Consider the following 15456-nt stretch of genomic DNA (forward strand, 5'->3'; position numbering starts at 1 on the left):
AGCTTTGTTCATCTTGAGCGCATATTGAGATTTGTACACTAAAGTGTACCTGTAAATAGTTTTTAGTGATACGACTGCCCACGGTATGCCTGTGAACCTCAGTGTATAAGCATTGATAGGGGAGTGGCCGTCGGATCCAATGTTAGTTTCGATTCATAAAGCATTCAGGGTAAATGATAACCAAGTTATCCAGATTTATCCGTTGTGGTCGATAAAGATTAAGATTTAACTCTAGGATATTCCTTAAAATGGCAGAAAAGAAAAAGCGTGGATTACTTTCTTGGTTGGGCTTTGGTGATGAAGAGCAAGTAAAACCAGAGGCGCCAGCCGAAGAAACAACAGCGGAAGAAATTACAGCAGAGAGCAGTGAGCCAACTGAAGAGAATGTTGCAGAGACGATAGAGCAAGCGGACCCTGAAAAAGCAGAAGCAGAAGCAGAAGCAGAAGCAGAAGCAGAAGCAGAAGCAGAAGCAGAAGCAGAAGCAGAAACAGAAACAGAAGAGCCAAAGGTTGTGGCTCAGGAAGAGGTTCAGCAAAAGCCAACCGAGAGTTTCTTTACTCGCTTGAAACGCAGTTTAGCCCGAACTAAGGCGAATATTGGTGCCGGTTTCTTTGGCCTGTTTAAAGGTAAAGAGATTGACGATGATCTGTTTGAAGAGCTCGAAGAGCAGTTGTTGATCGCAGATGTCGGCATGGACACCACGCTAAAAATTATCGATAACCTAACAGAAAAAGCCTCTCGCCAGGACTTAAAAGATGGTGAAGCACTGTATGGTTTGCTCAAAGAAGAGATGGCGGAAATCCTATCTCACGTAGAGAAGCCGCTAGAAATTGACACCACAAAAACGCCATACGTCATCTTGATGGTAGGTGTTAACGGTGTTGGTAAAACAACAACGATTGGTAAGCTGGCTAAGCAATTCCAAGCGCAAGGCAAGAAAGTGATGCTTGCGGCGGGTGACACCTTCCGTGCTGCTGCTGTTGAACAGTTGCAAGTTTGGGGTCAGCGCAATGATGTTCCCGTTATCGCTCAGCATACGGGGGCCGACAGCGCTTCCGTTATTTACGATGCTATCGAAGCGGCAAAAGCGCGCGGTGTTGACGTTGTCATTGCCGACACAGCAGGCCGTCTGCAAAACAAGAGTAATCTGATGGAAGAGCTGCGCAAGATTGTGCGTGTGATGCAGAAAATTGATGGCAGTGCGCCACACGAAATTATGCTGACGCTTGATGCGGCGACGGGTCAAAACGCCATTAGTCAGGCGAAGCTATTCTCGGAGGTGGCACCACTGACGGGTATTACCCTGACCAAGCTTGACGGTACAGCAAAAGGTGGCGTTATTTTTGCGTTAGCTGATCAGTTCCAGATCCCAATTCGATACATTGGTGTGGGTGAAGGGATAGATGATTTACGTCCATTTGAAACACAAGAGTTTATTGACGCTTTGTTTAGCCGCGACGAGTAATCGTTGTATTGCCAACAAGGATTGAGGGATAGTCGGTGATTAAATTCCAGCAAGTAAGCAAAGCTTATCGTGGTGGTCGTCAAGCACTACAGAAGGTGGATTTCCACCTTCACCGAGGTGAGATGGCGTTTCTAGGGGGCCACTCTGGAGCAGGTAAAAGTACACTCCTTAAGTTGATTTGTGCGATTGAGCGCCCTTCTGATGGCAAGGTATGGTTCAATGGGCATGACATTTCTCAAATTCCAGCGCGTGACATTCCTTTCTTGCGTCGCAACATCGGTATTGTTTTCCAAGAGCATCGCCTGCTGATGGATAGAAGCGTGTTCGATAATGTGGCTTTGCCTATGAGAATCGAATCCTATTCGGAAGAGGAGATCAAGCGACGAGTATCGGCAGCGTTGGACAAGATAGGCTTGCTTGATAAAGCTCGTTGTTTGCCAAGCCAGTTGTCAGGTGGTGAACAGCAGCGTGTTGGAATCGCTCGTGCCGTTGTGAACCGACCGACCCTGCTACTTGCGGATGAACCAACGGGTAACTTAGACCCTGAACTGTCCAGTCGCGTACTCAAACTTTTTGAAGAGTTTAATCGTGCAGGTGTCACGATATTAATTGCCACTCATGATATCAACTTAGTGAACTCTCGACCTCAATACCGCCATTTAGAATTGAATCAAGGATTCTTGAGCGAGGTGCATGATCATGGCTCTTAAGATGCGTAAGAAAAGCGCTGTGAATAGCCGCTCTAAGCGCCAAAAAGTGGCTCGACCAAAGACCGATGGTTTCTTCAAGGTCCACTTCAAACAGGCAAAAAGCTCCTTGGGTGCTTTATGGCACCGACCGCTAGGTAACATCTTAACCTTGGCGGTCATTTCAATGGCGTTGGCATTGCCTGCTTGTCTCTATCTGATGGGCAAAAACATCGCTTATGTGACCAATCAAGTCGCGACGACATCGCAGGTCAGTGTGTTTCTGACCGAGCAGTTACCAGAAGCTCGAGCGATGGTAATGAAGGATGATATCGAGAGCTGGCCGCTGGTGGAACATGTTGACTATATTTCGTCCCAACAAGGCTTAGCAGACCTGAGTGGTCACACGGGATTTGAGAGTGCGATAGAACTACTGGACGGTTATGCGTTGCCAGGCGTATTTATCGTCACGCCGAGTGTTGAAGACGATGTGACTATTAAGAGCATTGCAACCCAGCTCAATTCTCTTGACGGTATTTCTGATGTGAGAATTGATGAAGATTGGCTGAGTCGCGTGAATGCAATTCGCGCTTTAATGAACAGCGTCATCATTGTTCTGTCGGTGTTGATGCTAAGCTCGGTCTTTCTCATCGTCGGCAACACGCTCAGATTTAATGTGCTCGCGAACAAAGAAGAGATCCAAACCATGAAATTGATCGGAGCAACGGATCCATATATTTTGCGTCCTTATCTTTACTCTGGAATGTGGTTTGGCCTGCTGGGTGCGGTGACTGCGTGGATTTTTACCGCTCTTTTGACCGTTATTTTCAATAGCGCGGTCGAAAACCTAGCAACACTTTATGATAGTCAATACAGACTGTTAGGTTTAAATTGGGATGAATCTTTACTGCTATTGATGCTAGGAACCTTTATTGGTTGCCTTGCCGCTAAATTATCAGCACAGCGTCATCTTAAAGAAATTGAACCAGTGTAAGCTTATGTGGTCTCAGTAACGGATAAAACAGCACCGCTTGAATTAGGCGATAGTTTATGCATAATGATCTATCGCTTTCGATGAGCGTAAGTTTTAAGCACTTTCATTGAAGGTGAGATCTTCATAGTTAACATATTAATGAGGAAATGAATGACCAAATCAGCATATCCAATGGCGGTCGTAACGCAAGATAGCCTAGACAGCTATATCCAATCAGTAAACAGCTACCCAATGTTGACTGCTGATGAGGAGCGTGAATTCGCTGAGCGATTGCACTATAAAGGTGAGATCGATGCGGCGAAAGGCCTGATCTTGTCGCACCTACGATTCGTTGTTCACGTGGCACGAGGTTACTCGGGCTACGGTCTTCCAATGGCTGACTTAGTGCAAGAAGGTAACATCGGCTTGATGAAGGCGGTAAAACGTTTCAACCCTGAGGTTGGCGTGCGCTTGGTGTCGTTCGCTGTACACTGGATCAAAGCCGAAATTCATGAATACGTGTTGCGTAACTGGCGTATCGTCAAGATTGCGACAACCAAAGCTCAGCGTAAGCTGTTCTTCAACCTGCGTAAGTCTAAAAAGCGTTTAGGCTGGTTTAACAACGGAGAGGTTGAAACGGTAGCGAAAGAGCTAGGTGTAGAGCCGTCAGAAGTACGCGAGATGGAATCTCGTCTTGCAGCACAAGATGCGGCGTTTGAATTGACGGTAGATGATGATGATTCATCTTCAGTATCAACAGCCCCAGTTCTGTATTTAGAGGACAAGTCTTCCGATCTAGCGGAAAATGTTGAGGCTGAAAACTGGGAATCACACACCAACAATCGTTTATCGTTGGCACTTTCTAGTCTAGATGAGCGTAGTCAGCATATTGTGCGCTCTCGTTGGTTGGATGACCAAAAGGCGACGCTGCAAGATCTAGCGGACAACTACGGTGTGTCGGCAGAGCGTATTCGCCAGCTTGAAAAGAATGCGATGAAGAAACTCAAACTCGCGGTTGGTGAGTTCTAAACGGCATCTCTCGAGCTTCGCACCGATTTTATGAAACGCCTGGGCTTAACACCCAGGCGTTTTTGTTTGTCTGCCATTGTGATACTTATCTCCGATAGGTTTTTACCTCTACTCATTACTTCCTCTAACCTGAAACCCGAGCGTCTTATCATGGTGGATAAGTAATCATAGTGATCACAGCATGTTATTCACACGATCGACGATGACGAGTTGGCTTCGACGATATGCTGTGTATAACTTTGTGGGTTAATTATTTGATCATTGTAAAAAACTCGGTTATATCTGGGCTGATGACCCATTCTTGGTTTGGGGATAACGGTAGTCTTAAACACAGAAAGATCATGATCATTACTACATATAGTGGATCTTCTTTGACAAAAACACTTTATCAACGCAATCCACAGATTTATCCACAAAAGCTCATAATTTCAACAGTGGTGGATAAGATAGATCGACTAAAGTCTGTGCTTGCCTTGGGATAGTGTTAAACTGTCGCCAAGATTTATTACATAGAAAGCCTCAACATGGACCAGTTTCTACATATAGACGTGACATCAGCTTCAGCCCTAATAGAGCAACAGGGTGCGCACTTAGTTGATATACGTGATCCTCAATCTTTTGCGGTCGCACATGCGGTTGGTGCCTATCATTTGACCAATGACTCGATTGTATCTTTCATGAACGATGTAGAGTTTGAGACTCCGATTCTAGTGATGTGCTATCACGGAATCAGCAGTCAGGGTGCTGCTCAATACTTAGTAAATCAGGGCTTTGAAGAGGTTTACAGTGTCGATGGTGGTTTTGAAGCATGGCAAAGGGCCTCGTTACCGATAGAGAGAATGAGTTGATATGATCCGATTGATCACATTACCTAATCCTAGGTTAGCCCAGGCGTTCATAGACTATATGGCGACGAAAAAAGTAGAGGTTGCCATGATGCCAGAAGGTGAAGGTCTCTTTGCCCTGTGGTTACGTGACGACTCCCAGAAAATGTGGGTTGAAGAAGAGCTACAGCAGTTTTTGTCAGAACCGAATCATCAACGCTATCAAGCGGCGTCTTGGGAAGTGGCAGAAACTCGGAAATCTAACTTTAGTTATTTGACCCCGAGCATGATGAGTATGCTCAAGTCTAAAGCCGGTCCATTGACTCTGCTCATTATACTTGTGTGTGGTGTGGTATTCATTCTTCAACAGCTAGGTTGGGGACAAGCGGTATTTTCGCTGTTCCATTTTCCTGCGTTTGAGCAACAACAGTGGCAACTTTGGCGTTGGTTTACCCATGCTTTTCTGCATTTCTCGGTCATGCATGTCGCTTTCAATGCTCTTTGGTGGTGGCAGCTTGGCGGAGATATTGAGCTTAAGCTAGGTTGGAAGCCGCTTGGGAAATTGTTTCTGATCAGTGCAGCGCTTTCAGGGGCTGCTCAGTATTGGGTGCAAGGAGCCAATTTTGGTGGTCTCTCTGGTGTGGTTTACGCCTTGGTTGGATATCTTTGGGTACTATCTAATAAAGCGCCACAACTAGGGTTACATATGCCTAAACCTATTTTTGCTTTTATGTTGGTGTGGTTGGTACTCGGCTATGTTCAGCCCTTCCTCGCTATTGCTAATGCGGCGCACTTAGCCGGACTATTGTCAGGATTTGCTGTTGCGGTGGTGGATTTGAACCGATACAAGAAAGGAGCCTGATGGCTCCTTTCTTTTAGTTAGAGCGTTACTGGTATAAATATTTGGTGAACAGTAGATCGGCAACCACTTTTCTTCCTGTCTCGGGAAGAAGGGTATCGTTGATCTGATCAACAAGCGATCGGCGCAGCTCTTCTCTTCCTGCCAGAGATTTGATGGTGTCTTCTGACTGGCGACCTAACATTTCAATGACGGCGTCTCTAATCAATGGTTGATGTAATTCAATCACCGGTAAGTCAGATTGATTTGCCACCATGACATCAATACGCACCTGAATATAGCCGAGCTTTTTACCAGAAGTATGAAAGTTCGTGGTGAGATCTGGGCTCAAGGTAAAGTAAGCCAGTTGAGGTTTTGCTTCTTGCTCCGCAAATGCAGGTATAGCCAAAATCACGCATAAGCCAATTAAGGTTTGGGTCACGTAACGTTTATACATATTTATCTCTGTTATTTCTTATCGGTCAGGTGACCTTGCAAGGTTAAGCTTGTTACAATGCGATGTCTATCAGCCGCATACGAGCACGCTGTTGCAGATGCATTCTCAGATGCATTCTTGCAAAAATAAACGAGCTTTTATTGTACGATGTTCGTAGCCTTTGTTAAATATAAGTATGGAACTATCAGTAACAGAATATCTCCAAGCATTGCGAGAGATGCATTGGCAATCTCCGGAAGTGTTTGTTTTCGAAGACTCTTTATCGCGCGAGTGGTTGACTGAACAAGGTTCACTGTCTTTGTTGTTAGAGAAGTATTGTAATAATCTGTCGGTTGAGTTGCTACAAAGTGACATGAGAAAACCAACAGAACTCGCACTCAGTGAGAGTGAGCACTTACCTTTTGAGGATTACCTATTGCGTAAAGTGATACTCAAAGGCGACGGACAAGCTTGGGTATTGGGTCGCACACTCATCCCCAACTCTTCACTCACTGGAGAGACTCATGACTTAGCGAACCAAGGTGAAATCCCGCTTGGTTTTACGGTATTTAAACGCGGTGATGTAAGTAGGGACTCACTTCAGATTGGCCGAGTGAGCATTGCCGGTCATACATTGCTGGCGAGACGTTCACGTTTGTGGGTAGCAGGCAGCCCAATACTAGTGGCAGAGCTGTTCTTACCGAACGCCCCTATCTACGCCCAAGGGAATCAATAATGATGCAGGCAAAACTACAGGGATATTGGCAATTGATGCGTATGGACCGACCGATAGGTTCGCTATTGTTACTATGGCCAACGTTGTGGGCCCTTCTTTTAGCGGCGCAAGGTATCCCTGACTTAAAAGTACTCCTTGTTTTTGTGATTGGGGTACTGGTGATGCGTTCCGCGGGTTGTGTCATCAATGATTTTGCTGACCGCAAAGTCGACGGGCACGTCAAGCGCACCCAAGGCAGGCCGATCCCTTCTGGAAGAGTTTCCGCAGCGGAGGCAATCGGTCTGTTTCTGGTGCTGGCTCTGGTTGCGCTTGCTCTTGTAATGACGATGAACTCACTCACCATTCAGCTCTCTTTTGTTGGTATCGCACTCGCTTTTATTTATCCCTTTATGAAGCGTTTTACTCACTTGCCACAGCTTTTTCTTGGGTTAGCGTTTAGTTGGTCGATCCCAATGGCATGGGCAGCGCAAGCAGACAGTGTCCCAAGTATGGTTTGGTTAGTGTTTTTGATTAACGCTTTGTGGACCATTGCTTATGATACTCAATATGCCATGGTAGACAGAGATGATGATCTAAAGATTGGTGTGAAGTCGACGGCGATTCTATTTGGTCGCAGAGACAAAATGATTATCGGTGCGCTGCAACTAGCGACTCTGTTATTGTTGATGCTCTTAGGCTATTTGAATCAGTTATCGAGCGCTTTTAATTGGTGTTTATTGGTGGTGGGTGGCCTATTTGTTTATCAGCAGTGGCTGATACGGCACAGAGAACGTGAGGCCTGCTTTCAAGCTTTCCTCAACAATAACTATGTCGGAATGGCGATTACAGCCGGAATATTAGCCGCTCTCCTTTGAGATGATTGAAATAAAAAAATAGCCCCCACAGTGAAGTGGGGGCTATTTTTTATCTGATACCGTCGAGGTTCTTACTCTTCATTGGATCGAGCGATGCTTTCCTCGATCGTCAGTTTTACTTCTGGGTGCACAAGGCCATTAAGTTTATTCATCAGTAGCTGAGTTTTCTCGATGTCACAATCACCCTCTAGGTTTAAGTATTGCTCTTGCTTGAGCGTACTAAACATTGATGCAAATACCCCTTTATCAAAAAACTCAGGTGCATTAACACCGTTGAGGCGACCTAGGCGCTGTGCAATATCTTGACTGCGTTTCTCGAGGTCAGATTTACCGAGTTCTGGGTCGTTAACCAATAGGTTCATCGCAATGGCGTAGCGCTGAAGTGTCTCTGAAATAGTGCTGCCAAGAAGCAGAAGAATTTGTGTATTGGCTTGGTTAATTGCCACAATATCATCATTGATGGCGATCACTGATTGACGATGTAGTTCATCCAAATACTGACCGACCAACTCTGGTAGCTCCTGCGCATCAGAACCTAAGAATAGCTCTTGCTTCAAGAATGGATAGATAGATTGAACCGTCTCAACAATCTGTTGCTTAGTGCAGTTTTGATGGCGAATTAATGTTTGAGCAATCAAAGATGGTAATGCGAACAGGTGAATAATGTTGTTACGGTAGTAGGTCATTAGGATTGATTGCTGACGATCAAGAGAGACAATCGCCCCCATTGAATCCTCTTCAATAACAAACTTTTCAAGAGACTCCGCGTGAGTAACCAGCTCTTCTGCGCTGTCTTTTGGCACCGTAAACGTCGATGAATAACCCACATTGCGCAACAATTGCAAGTAGCAATCAATTTGGCGAACTAAATTGTCACGGGACAAAGCGCGTTGGCGAGAGGCAAGAAGTGCCGTTGCACAGAGCGTAAGTGCGTTCGTTGCAGCAGCATCGTTAATGTTGGTCATCATCTTGTTGGCAAGCTGATTAATGACTGGATTCATCCATTGTGGCTTCGCACCGCCCATTGGGTCGATATCTTGTCGCCACTCTGGAGCGTGCTCGTTTAAGAAGCCATTTAATGGAATTGGCTCACCGAAGTTTACATAACCCTTACCAAAGTTACGCAGTTTACGTAGGGTTTTCAGAACCAGACCTGCGTTCTCTTTCTCCTTACGTTTGCCACGAAGTTCTTTAGCATAAGTCGCCACTTCCATAACATGCTCGTAGCCAATGTAGACTGGCACCAGTGTTACTGGACGATTTAAGCCACGCAACATTGCTTGAACTGTCATCGCTAACATACCTGTTTTTGCTTGCAGTAGGCGACCTGTGCGCGAACGTCCGCCCTCGCTGAAGTACTCAACCGAGTAACCCTTAGCAAATAGCTCAGAGAGGTACTCACGGAAGATCGTTGAGTACAGCTTATTACCTTTAAAACTGCGGCGAATGAAGAAAGCACCTCCGCGACGGAAAATCTGTCCCGCAGGGAAGAAGTTCAAGTTGATACCCGCGGCAATGTGTGGTGGCACCATACCTTCTTTATAAAGCACGTAAGAAAGCAGTAAGTAGTCCATGTGACTGCGGTGACAAGGCACATAAACAATTTCGTGACCATCTTGCGCTAGCTTGCGCACAGTGGAGGCATTGTTGATGTTCAGTCCTTGGTATAGTCGGTTCCATAACCAACCTAATACTCGTTCACCATTTTTAATCAGTCCATAAGAGAAGTCAGCAGCGATCTCATCGATGATCTTCTCGGCCTCTTTCTGTGCCTTTTCTTTGGTGATGCCTTTTGATGTCATCTCCTCTTCAATCGCTCTTTGAATCGTAGGCGATTGGACTAAGCGGTCAACTAATACTTGGCGGTTCGGCAGTTTTGGGCCGGAAGCAGCCAGTTTTTGACGAGAAAAGTGAATGCGAGCAACACGCGAAAGCTTTTGGGCTATAGCAGGTTCAGTGCCATGCTTGTCTGCCATGTAGCGCAGTGAAACGACAGGACTCATTCGCACCATGCAGTCGCGACCAGAGAAAAGAACAGCAAGCGACTTTTGTGGGCCATTAAGGGCTTCAAGGTGTGGCCTTACCGCATCTTCTTTGCCAGGTTTACGTCCCCACATGACTGACACTGGGATCAGCTGTACATCAAGCTCGCTATCCTCACCATGCAAAGCGAGGAGTTGCGAGAAGAGCACCTTAGACTCCGCTGGAGCATCATAGTCATTCGCCATTACCGTCGGGCGCGTGGAGGTGAAGACATAACGAGAAAACTGCTGGCCATTAATATCGACTGGTTCAAAAGGGTCAGGTAGTCCCCAGTGCAGAGCTTGTGAGCGCAGCGTAATAAGGTCAACATCAGAGCGGAATGGCAGGGCATAGACAATCGGTTTGGAGAGATCTATCTCTAAATCTTCGATTGGATTGGATGGAATGGTCGTCCCTTTTACCAAAGCCGAAAGTGGCAGCTTCAACGCTGCTTGGAATAAAGATTGTCCTGAAGACATATCGTGCTATCGCCTCAATTGATTGTTATCGACGTACTTCTTTTGAGCGTTTGCTCTTGAGTGTTTGCTCTCAGTCGCTAAACCAGTGTGATTGCCTGTCTTTTTCCAAGGCAAAACACCTGAGAATGGTTTGGGCTTACTGCCAGTAAGTATGGACAAATTTTTGAAATACGTTAGCCGAATTCATGGTCAGCAAGAATATCAGAAACTGGTCTAACCTTTGAATGGTAAATCATTAAGCATGATTAATTTTTGGTCATTTTGTTGCAATTTGTTGTCATTAATTTGATTCCTGTACCAATAAGGCAGTGATTATTTTCTAAACACACCTTTTCATTTGATTTTTTACTGGATATACTGACAGTTAACTGTATAAAAAGACAGGTAGCTAACATGAAGCCTTTGACGCCGCGCCAACAACAAGTTTTTGACTTGATAAGAAGTAAAATCGACGAAACAGGAATGCCACCGACTCGAGCTGAAATCGCACGAGAACTTGGTTTCCGCTCCGCTAATGCAGCAGAAGAACACCTAAAAGCGCTTGCTCGCAAAGAAGCCATCGAGATTATTCCGGGCGCGTCTCGTGGTATTCGTATTCTACTAGAAGCCGCAAACGAAGAAGAAGGTTTGCCTCTCATTGGCCAGGTCGCTGCCGGTGAGCCTATACTGGCGCAAGAGCATGTAGAAACTCACTACCAAGTCGATCCGGGTATGTTTAAGCCACAGGCTGACTTTCTACTCCGTGTTCAAGGTGAGAGTATGAAGGACATCGGTATTATGGACGGTGACTTACTGGCAGTTCATAAAACGACAGATGTGCGTAATGGCCAGGTTGTTGTCGCGCGTGTCGATGAGGACGTAACGGTTAAGCGCCTAGAAAATCAAGGCGATCGCGTTCTGCTTCATGCTGAGAATGAAGAGTTCGCCCCGATTGTGGTTGACCCAACCTATCAGAGCCTTGAAATTGAAGGTCTTGCCGTCGGTATCATCCGCAACACAGATTGGATGTAGTCAGGCCTCCTTTATCAGAAGCCTATTGGCATTCTAGTTCAAGCAGTTACACTCTAGTTTTTGACTGGACAGAGTGTGACTGTGATTCCCTCCTACCTCTTCGATAAATCTCTTCACCAGCGAATTCTCGCTTTAGCCTTACCAATGGTGTTATCAAACATTACCGTGCCTCTGCTTGGTCTGGTTGATGCGGCTGTTATTGGTCACCTTGAGCATGCTTGGTATTTAGGTGGTGTTGCACTTGGCAGCACAATGATCAGTGTGACGTTTTGGCTGCTTGGCTTCTTGAGGATGTCCACAACGGGTCTGACTGCCCAAGCCGCTGGTGGCAATGATAAATGTGCACTCGGGTTGACCTTTGTTCAAGGTAGCATCATGGCGCTTGTGTTTGCCATGGTCTTTTTGATTCTTCATGGTGCAGTCGCTCATTATGTCTTTGCGCTTAGTGATGCCAGTGCAGAGGTAAAGCATTATGGTGAGCAGTACTTTTCTATCAGAGTCTGGAGCGCTCCGGCTGCTTTGATGAATTTTGTATTGCTAGGCTGGTTGCTGGGAACACAAGACGCTAAAGCCCCAATGTGGATGGTGATCATTACGAATCTGATGAACATCATATTGGATGTTGTATTTGTTTTGGGTTTAGGTTGGAAAGTGGAAGGCGCAGCACTGGCCTCGGTGATGGCAGACTATTCAGGCATGAGCTTTGGATTGTGGTGTGTTGTACGCAGCTGGCAAAGACAGAATTTACCCAGCCCTATGTTGTTAGTCGGCGATATCACCAACAATATCGGGCGTTTTGTCCGGCTCAACCGTGATATCTTCTTCCGCTCTTTGTGTTTACAGATGACTCTTAGCTTTATGACGTTTCAGGGAGCGAGCTATGGTGACAACATCGTGGCCGCTAATGCCGTGCTCATGAGCTTTCTTATGATCATTTCTTATGGCATGGATGGCTTTGCCTACGCGATGGAGGCGATGGTTGGTAAGGCTGTAGGGGCTAAGCGAAGAGATGAGCTTAAAGAGTCGATAGCCGGAACTTTTTTGTGGGGTACGGTCATTTGCTTTGGGTTAAGCTTGATCTTTCTTATCTTTGGTCGAGCTCTAGTGGGGATGATTACCAGCATCAAGGAGGTTCAGGCAGTCGCTTATGCTTACCTGCCGTGGCTCGTGGCGATGCCGTTAGTATCACTATGGGCGTTCTTATTTGATGGTCTATTTATTGGCGCGACCAAAGGAAGAGAGATGCGAAACAGCATGTTTATAGCGACATGTTTCTTCTTTATCGCTTTTTCAATGGCATCTGGTTTCGGCAATCACGCGCTGTGGCTGGCAATGAGTCTATTTATGGGGATGCGTGGCATCGGATTGGCCGTCATCTTTGTTCGTCAATGGGGTCGAGGTCAATTTTTAGTTCATTAGCGAGTCGGTAGTGATAGGGTGGGGACCATTTGGCTCCCCATGATCTCATTACTCTCAGAACAAGCGATTAAGCCCATTGAGGGCTGCAACACGATACGCTTCCGCCATTGTTGGGTAGTTAAAGGTGGTATTAACGAAATACTCAATGGTATTGGCTTCCCCTTTTTGCTCCATAATAGCCTGACCGATGTGGATGATCTCTGCAGCACGCTCTCCAAAGCAGTGAATACCCAGAATCTCTTTAGTTTCACGGTGAAAAAGGATTTTTAAACTACCGATGTCTTTACCCGCAATTTGTGCGCGCGCAAGGTGTTTGAATGAAGAGCGACCCACTTCATAAGGCACTTTCGCTGCCGTCAACTCTTGCTCGGTTTTTCCAACAGAGCTGATTTCCGGAATGGTGTAGATCCCCGTTGGAATATCCTCGATCAAAAAGCCTTGTGCTTCTCCTGTTGTGATCGCTTGTGCAACAAATCGGCCTTGATCATAAGCAGCGCTAGCAAGGCTAGGGTATCCAATAACATCGCCAACCGCATAGACGTGACCAACTTCAGTCTGATAGTTGCCATTAACGGACACTTGACCACGAGAATCAGGTTCTAATCCAACCATTTGTAAGTTCAGTTTATCGGTGTTACCAGTGCGACCATTGGCATACAAAATACAATCGGCCTTCATTTTCTTACCGGACTTAAGATGGACGATCACGCCATCTTCTGTACCTTCAATTTTTTCATAGGTTTCATCATTACGGATAATGACACCGCTGTTCCAAAAGTGGTAAGAGAGTGCATCTGAAGTTTCATTATCGAGGAAGGCGAGTAAGCGATCGCGCGTGTTGATTAAGTCGGTTTTTACCCCAAGACCTCGAAAAATAGAGGCATATTCACACCCAATAACCCCCGCACCGTAAATAATAATATGTCGAGGGTCATGCTTTAGACGCAAAATAGAGTCACTGTCATATACACGTGGGTGATTGAAATCGACATCGCTCGGTTGGTATGGACGAGAACCTGTTGCAATCACAAAACGGTCAGCACTGTACTCTTCAATGCTGCCATCCTGTTTAGTGACCTCGACAGTATGAGTACCATTAAACTTAGCGGTCCCGAAGATCAGCGTACAGTGATTGCGGTCATAAAAGCCTTGGCGCAGTCGAGTCTGCTTGTCGACCACAGATTTCGCGTGACTAAGAATGTTTGAAAAGGTGCTGTGCAGGCTGGTGTTATTGTGGCAAAAAAGGGGATTGCTGTTGAACTCGATAATACGGCTAACCGCATGGCGCAGTGCTTTTGAAGGAATCGTTCCCCAGTGTGTGCAACCACCACCAACGCTACTTTCCTTCTCGATGACAGCAACGTTAAGACCGGCCTTGGTCAGTCCCATTGCAGCCCCTTCGCCGCCCGGGCCACTACCTATAACGATTACATCAAAGTGGTTACTCTGTGCCATACTCTTTCCTTGCTAGCCTGCTTAACATTTTGATAGCGCAATATTAACGGAAATGCGTGCAGGGTACAGAGTTCAGCTCTGATAGAGTGGAGGTGATCACGCAGAAACAGCAGGCCGGAGACTTAAGCAAAGCCCGAGAACCATGTATAGTGTGTTCGAGAGTGATAATAAGGTATATAGAGTTATGAAACCTAACGGGATTCGTGCCCAGCAAAAAGAAAAAACGCGCCGTTCATTAATCGATGCAGCATTCAGTCAGTTAAGTACCGAGCGTAGCTTTTCCAACTTGAGTTTACGTGAAGTAGCTCGAGAGGCTGGCATTGCACCCACTTCATTTTACCGTCACTTTAAAGATATGGACGAGCTTGGTCTTACTATGGTTGATGAGGGCGGCTTGTTACTTCGCCAACTAATGCGCCAGGCCCGTCAAAGGATCGTCAAAGAGGGGAGTGTGATTCGCACTTCAGTGGAAACCTTCATGGAATTCATTGAATCAAGCCCTAACGTGTTTCGCCTTTTGCTGCGTGAGCGCTCTGGTACTTCTTTCGAGTTTCGTGCGGCTGTCGCGCGAGAAATTCAACATTTTGTGGCAGAGTTGACGGAATTCCTTATAGGCTCAGGTATGACGAGGGAAGAAGCGTTTGTGCAGGCAGAGGCTTCTGTAACACTGGTTTTTAGTTCAGGTGCTGAGGCGCTAGACTTGAATAGAACTGAGCGAGACGAGCAAGCAGAGCGGTTAATTTTGCAACTCAGAATGATCGCGAAAGGGGCTCATTGGTATCGCAAAGAACGTGAAAGAAATAGAAATAAAGGTGATTACAAATAATGGAAAATACAACACCAGCTCAACAACGATCGGAGAAAAAGCCACTTATCCTAGCACTGATTGCAGGCATGTGTGGTGATGCCATTTTGTCTTGGATGACGATAACGTCAGTGCCGTTTTCAATCTTTCCATGGATAGCGATGGTCCTGGCTGTGCAGGCACTCTATCAAGATTACTTGGTTAACCCAGTATCAGAGGATATGCCGCTTGTCGGGTTAGCTTGTTTCTTAGTCGGTGGCTTTGGTCACTCTGCCTTTGTTAAAGCACAGTACCCAGAGGCGGGGTCGAACTTTTTCTCCATCATTATTCTGATGGGCCTCTTGTTCTGGTTAGGGCGTAAGTTAGGTTATATCGGCGCGATCAAAAAAGCCGAGTCTGGCGATTTGTAGAGAATAAAATAAA

At 46.1% G+C, this 15456-nt stretch carries 15 protein-coding genes; 12 read left to right on the top strand and 3 right to left on the bottom strand.

Annotated features, from left to right (window positions below; translation table 11 throughout):
- The first annotated feature begins 248 nt into the window (after window positions 1-248).
- The 6 genes from ftsY (at window position 249) to glpG (ending at window position 5840) form a co-directional block, all read left to right on the top strand.
- Window positions 249-1466 (top strand): signal recognition particle-docking protein FtsY, encoded by a 1218-nt coding sequence (ftsY, locus tag GT360_RS00870; protein WP_164647096.1) that lies wholly within the window; start codon window positions 249-251, stop codon window positions 1464-1466.
- 35 nt (window positions 1467-1501) lie between these two features.
- Window positions 1502-2176, top strand: coding sequence for a cell division ATP-binding protein FtsE (ftsE, locus tag GT360_RS00875; protein WP_164647097.1), 675 nt, complete (start codon window positions 1502-1504; stop codon window positions 2174-2176).
- Window position 2177: 1 nt separating this feature from the next.
- Window positions 2178-3146, top strand: coding sequence for a permease-like cell division protein FtsX (gene ftsX / locus GT360_RS00880; RefSeq protein WP_239502608.1), 969 nt, complete (start codon window positions 2178-2180; stop codon window positions 3144-3146).
- Window positions 3147-3296: 150 nt separating this feature from the next.
- Window positions 3297-4154: an RNA polymerase sigma factor RpoH gene (gene rpoH, locus GT360_RS00885; RefSeq protein ID WP_164647099.1), complete on the top strand. Its 858-nt coding sequence runs from the start codon at window positions 3297-3299 to the stop codon at window positions 4152-4154.
- Between the two features lie 524 nt (window positions 4155-4678).
- The gene (glpE, locus tag GT360_RS00890) at window positions 4679-5002 is read left to right on the top strand and encodes a thiosulfate sulfurtransferase GlpE (RefSeq protein ID WP_164647100.1); all 324 of its coding nucleotides are present in this window, start codon (window positions 4679-4681) and stop codon (window positions 5000-5002) included.
- Between the two features lies 1 nt (window position 5003).
- Window positions 5004-5840 carry a rhomboid family intramembrane serine protease GlpG gene (gene glpG, locus GT360_RS00895; protein WP_164647101.1) on the top strand — a complete coding sequence of 279 codons (837 nt, stop codon included), beginning with the start codon at window positions 5004-5006 and terminating at the stop codon, window positions 5838-5840.
- A 25-nt stretch (window positions 5841-5865) separates the two neighbouring features.
- Here glpG and GT360_RS00900 read toward each other — a convergent pair whose 3' ends face one another.
- Entirely contained in the window at window positions 5866-6273 is a 408-nt protein-coding gene (locus GT360_RS00900; RefSeq protein ID WP_164647102.1) for a flagellar basal body-associated protein FliL, read from the bottom strand.
- Window positions 6274-6448: 175 nt separating this feature from the next.
- Here GT360_RS00900 and GT360_RS00905 point away from each other — a divergent pair, with 175 nt between their 5' ends.
- Window positions 6449-6988, top strand: a complete 540-nt coding sequence (locus GT360_RS00905; RefSeq protein WP_164647103.1) for a chorismate lyase — start codon at window positions 6449-6451, stop codon at window positions 6986-6988.
- Complete coding sequence (gene ubiA, locus GT360_RS00910; protein WP_164647104.1) at window positions 6988-7842, top strand: 4-hydroxybenzoate octaprenyltransferase; 855 nt, start codon at window positions 6988-6990, stop codon at window positions 7840-7842. The genes GT360_RS00905 and ubiA overlap by 1 nt, the downstream gene beginning before the upstream one ends.
- Window positions 7843-7913: 71 nt before the next feature.
- Here the strand turns inward: ubiA and plsB are convergent, their stop codons facing one another.
- Entirely contained in the window at window positions 7914-10343 is a 2430-nt protein-coding gene (plsB, locus tag GT360_RS00915; protein ID WP_164647105.1) for a glycerol-3-phosphate 1-O-acyltransferase PlsB, read from the bottom strand.
- A 393-nt stretch (window positions 10344-10736) separates the two neighbouring features.
- Between plsB and lexA the strand changes: the two genes are divergently transcribed.
- Window positions 10737-11354, top strand: coding sequence for a transcriptional repressor LexA (lexA, locus tag GT360_RS00920; RefSeq protein WP_164647106.1), 618 nt, complete (start codon window positions 10737-10739; stop codon window positions 11352-11354).
- Between the two features lie 75 nt (window positions 11355-11429).
- A complete protein-coding gene (gene dinF / locus GT360_RS00925) occupies window positions 11430-12773 on the top strand; it encodes an MATE family efflux transporter DinF (protein WP_239502570.1) in 1344 nt (447 codons plus the stop codon).
- A gap of 54 nt (window positions 12774-12827) precedes the next feature.
- On the opposite strand, the gene sthA is transcribed toward dinF, so the two are convergent.
- Entirely contained in the window at window positions 12828-14228 is a 1401-nt protein-coding gene (gene sthA / locus GT360_RS00930; RefSeq protein WP_164647107.1) for a Si-specific NAD(P)(+) transhydrogenase, read from the bottom strand.
- 184 nt (window positions 14229-14412) lie between these two features.
- Between sthA and fabR the strand changes: the two genes are divergently transcribed.
- Window positions 14413-15054, top strand: a complete 642-nt coding sequence (gene fabR / locus GT360_RS00935) for an HTH-type transcriptional repressor FabR (protein ID WP_164647108.1) — start codon at window positions 14413-14415, stop codon at window positions 15052-15054.
- Window positions 15054-15443: a YijD family membrane protein gene (locus tag GT360_RS00940; RefSeq protein ID WP_164647109.1), complete on the top strand. Its 390-nt coding sequence runs from the start codon at window positions 15054-15056 to the stop codon at window positions 15441-15443. The genes fabR and GT360_RS00940 overlap by 1 nt, the downstream gene beginning before the upstream one ends.
- The last annotated feature ends 13 nt before the right edge of the window (window positions 15444-15456 follow it).

The organism is Vibrio astriarenae (genome assembly GCF_010587385.1).
In the GTDB taxonomy this organism is placed as follows: domain Bacteria; phylum Pseudomonadota; class Gammaproteobacteria; order Enterobacterales; family Vibrionaceae; genus Vibrio; species Vibrio astriarenae.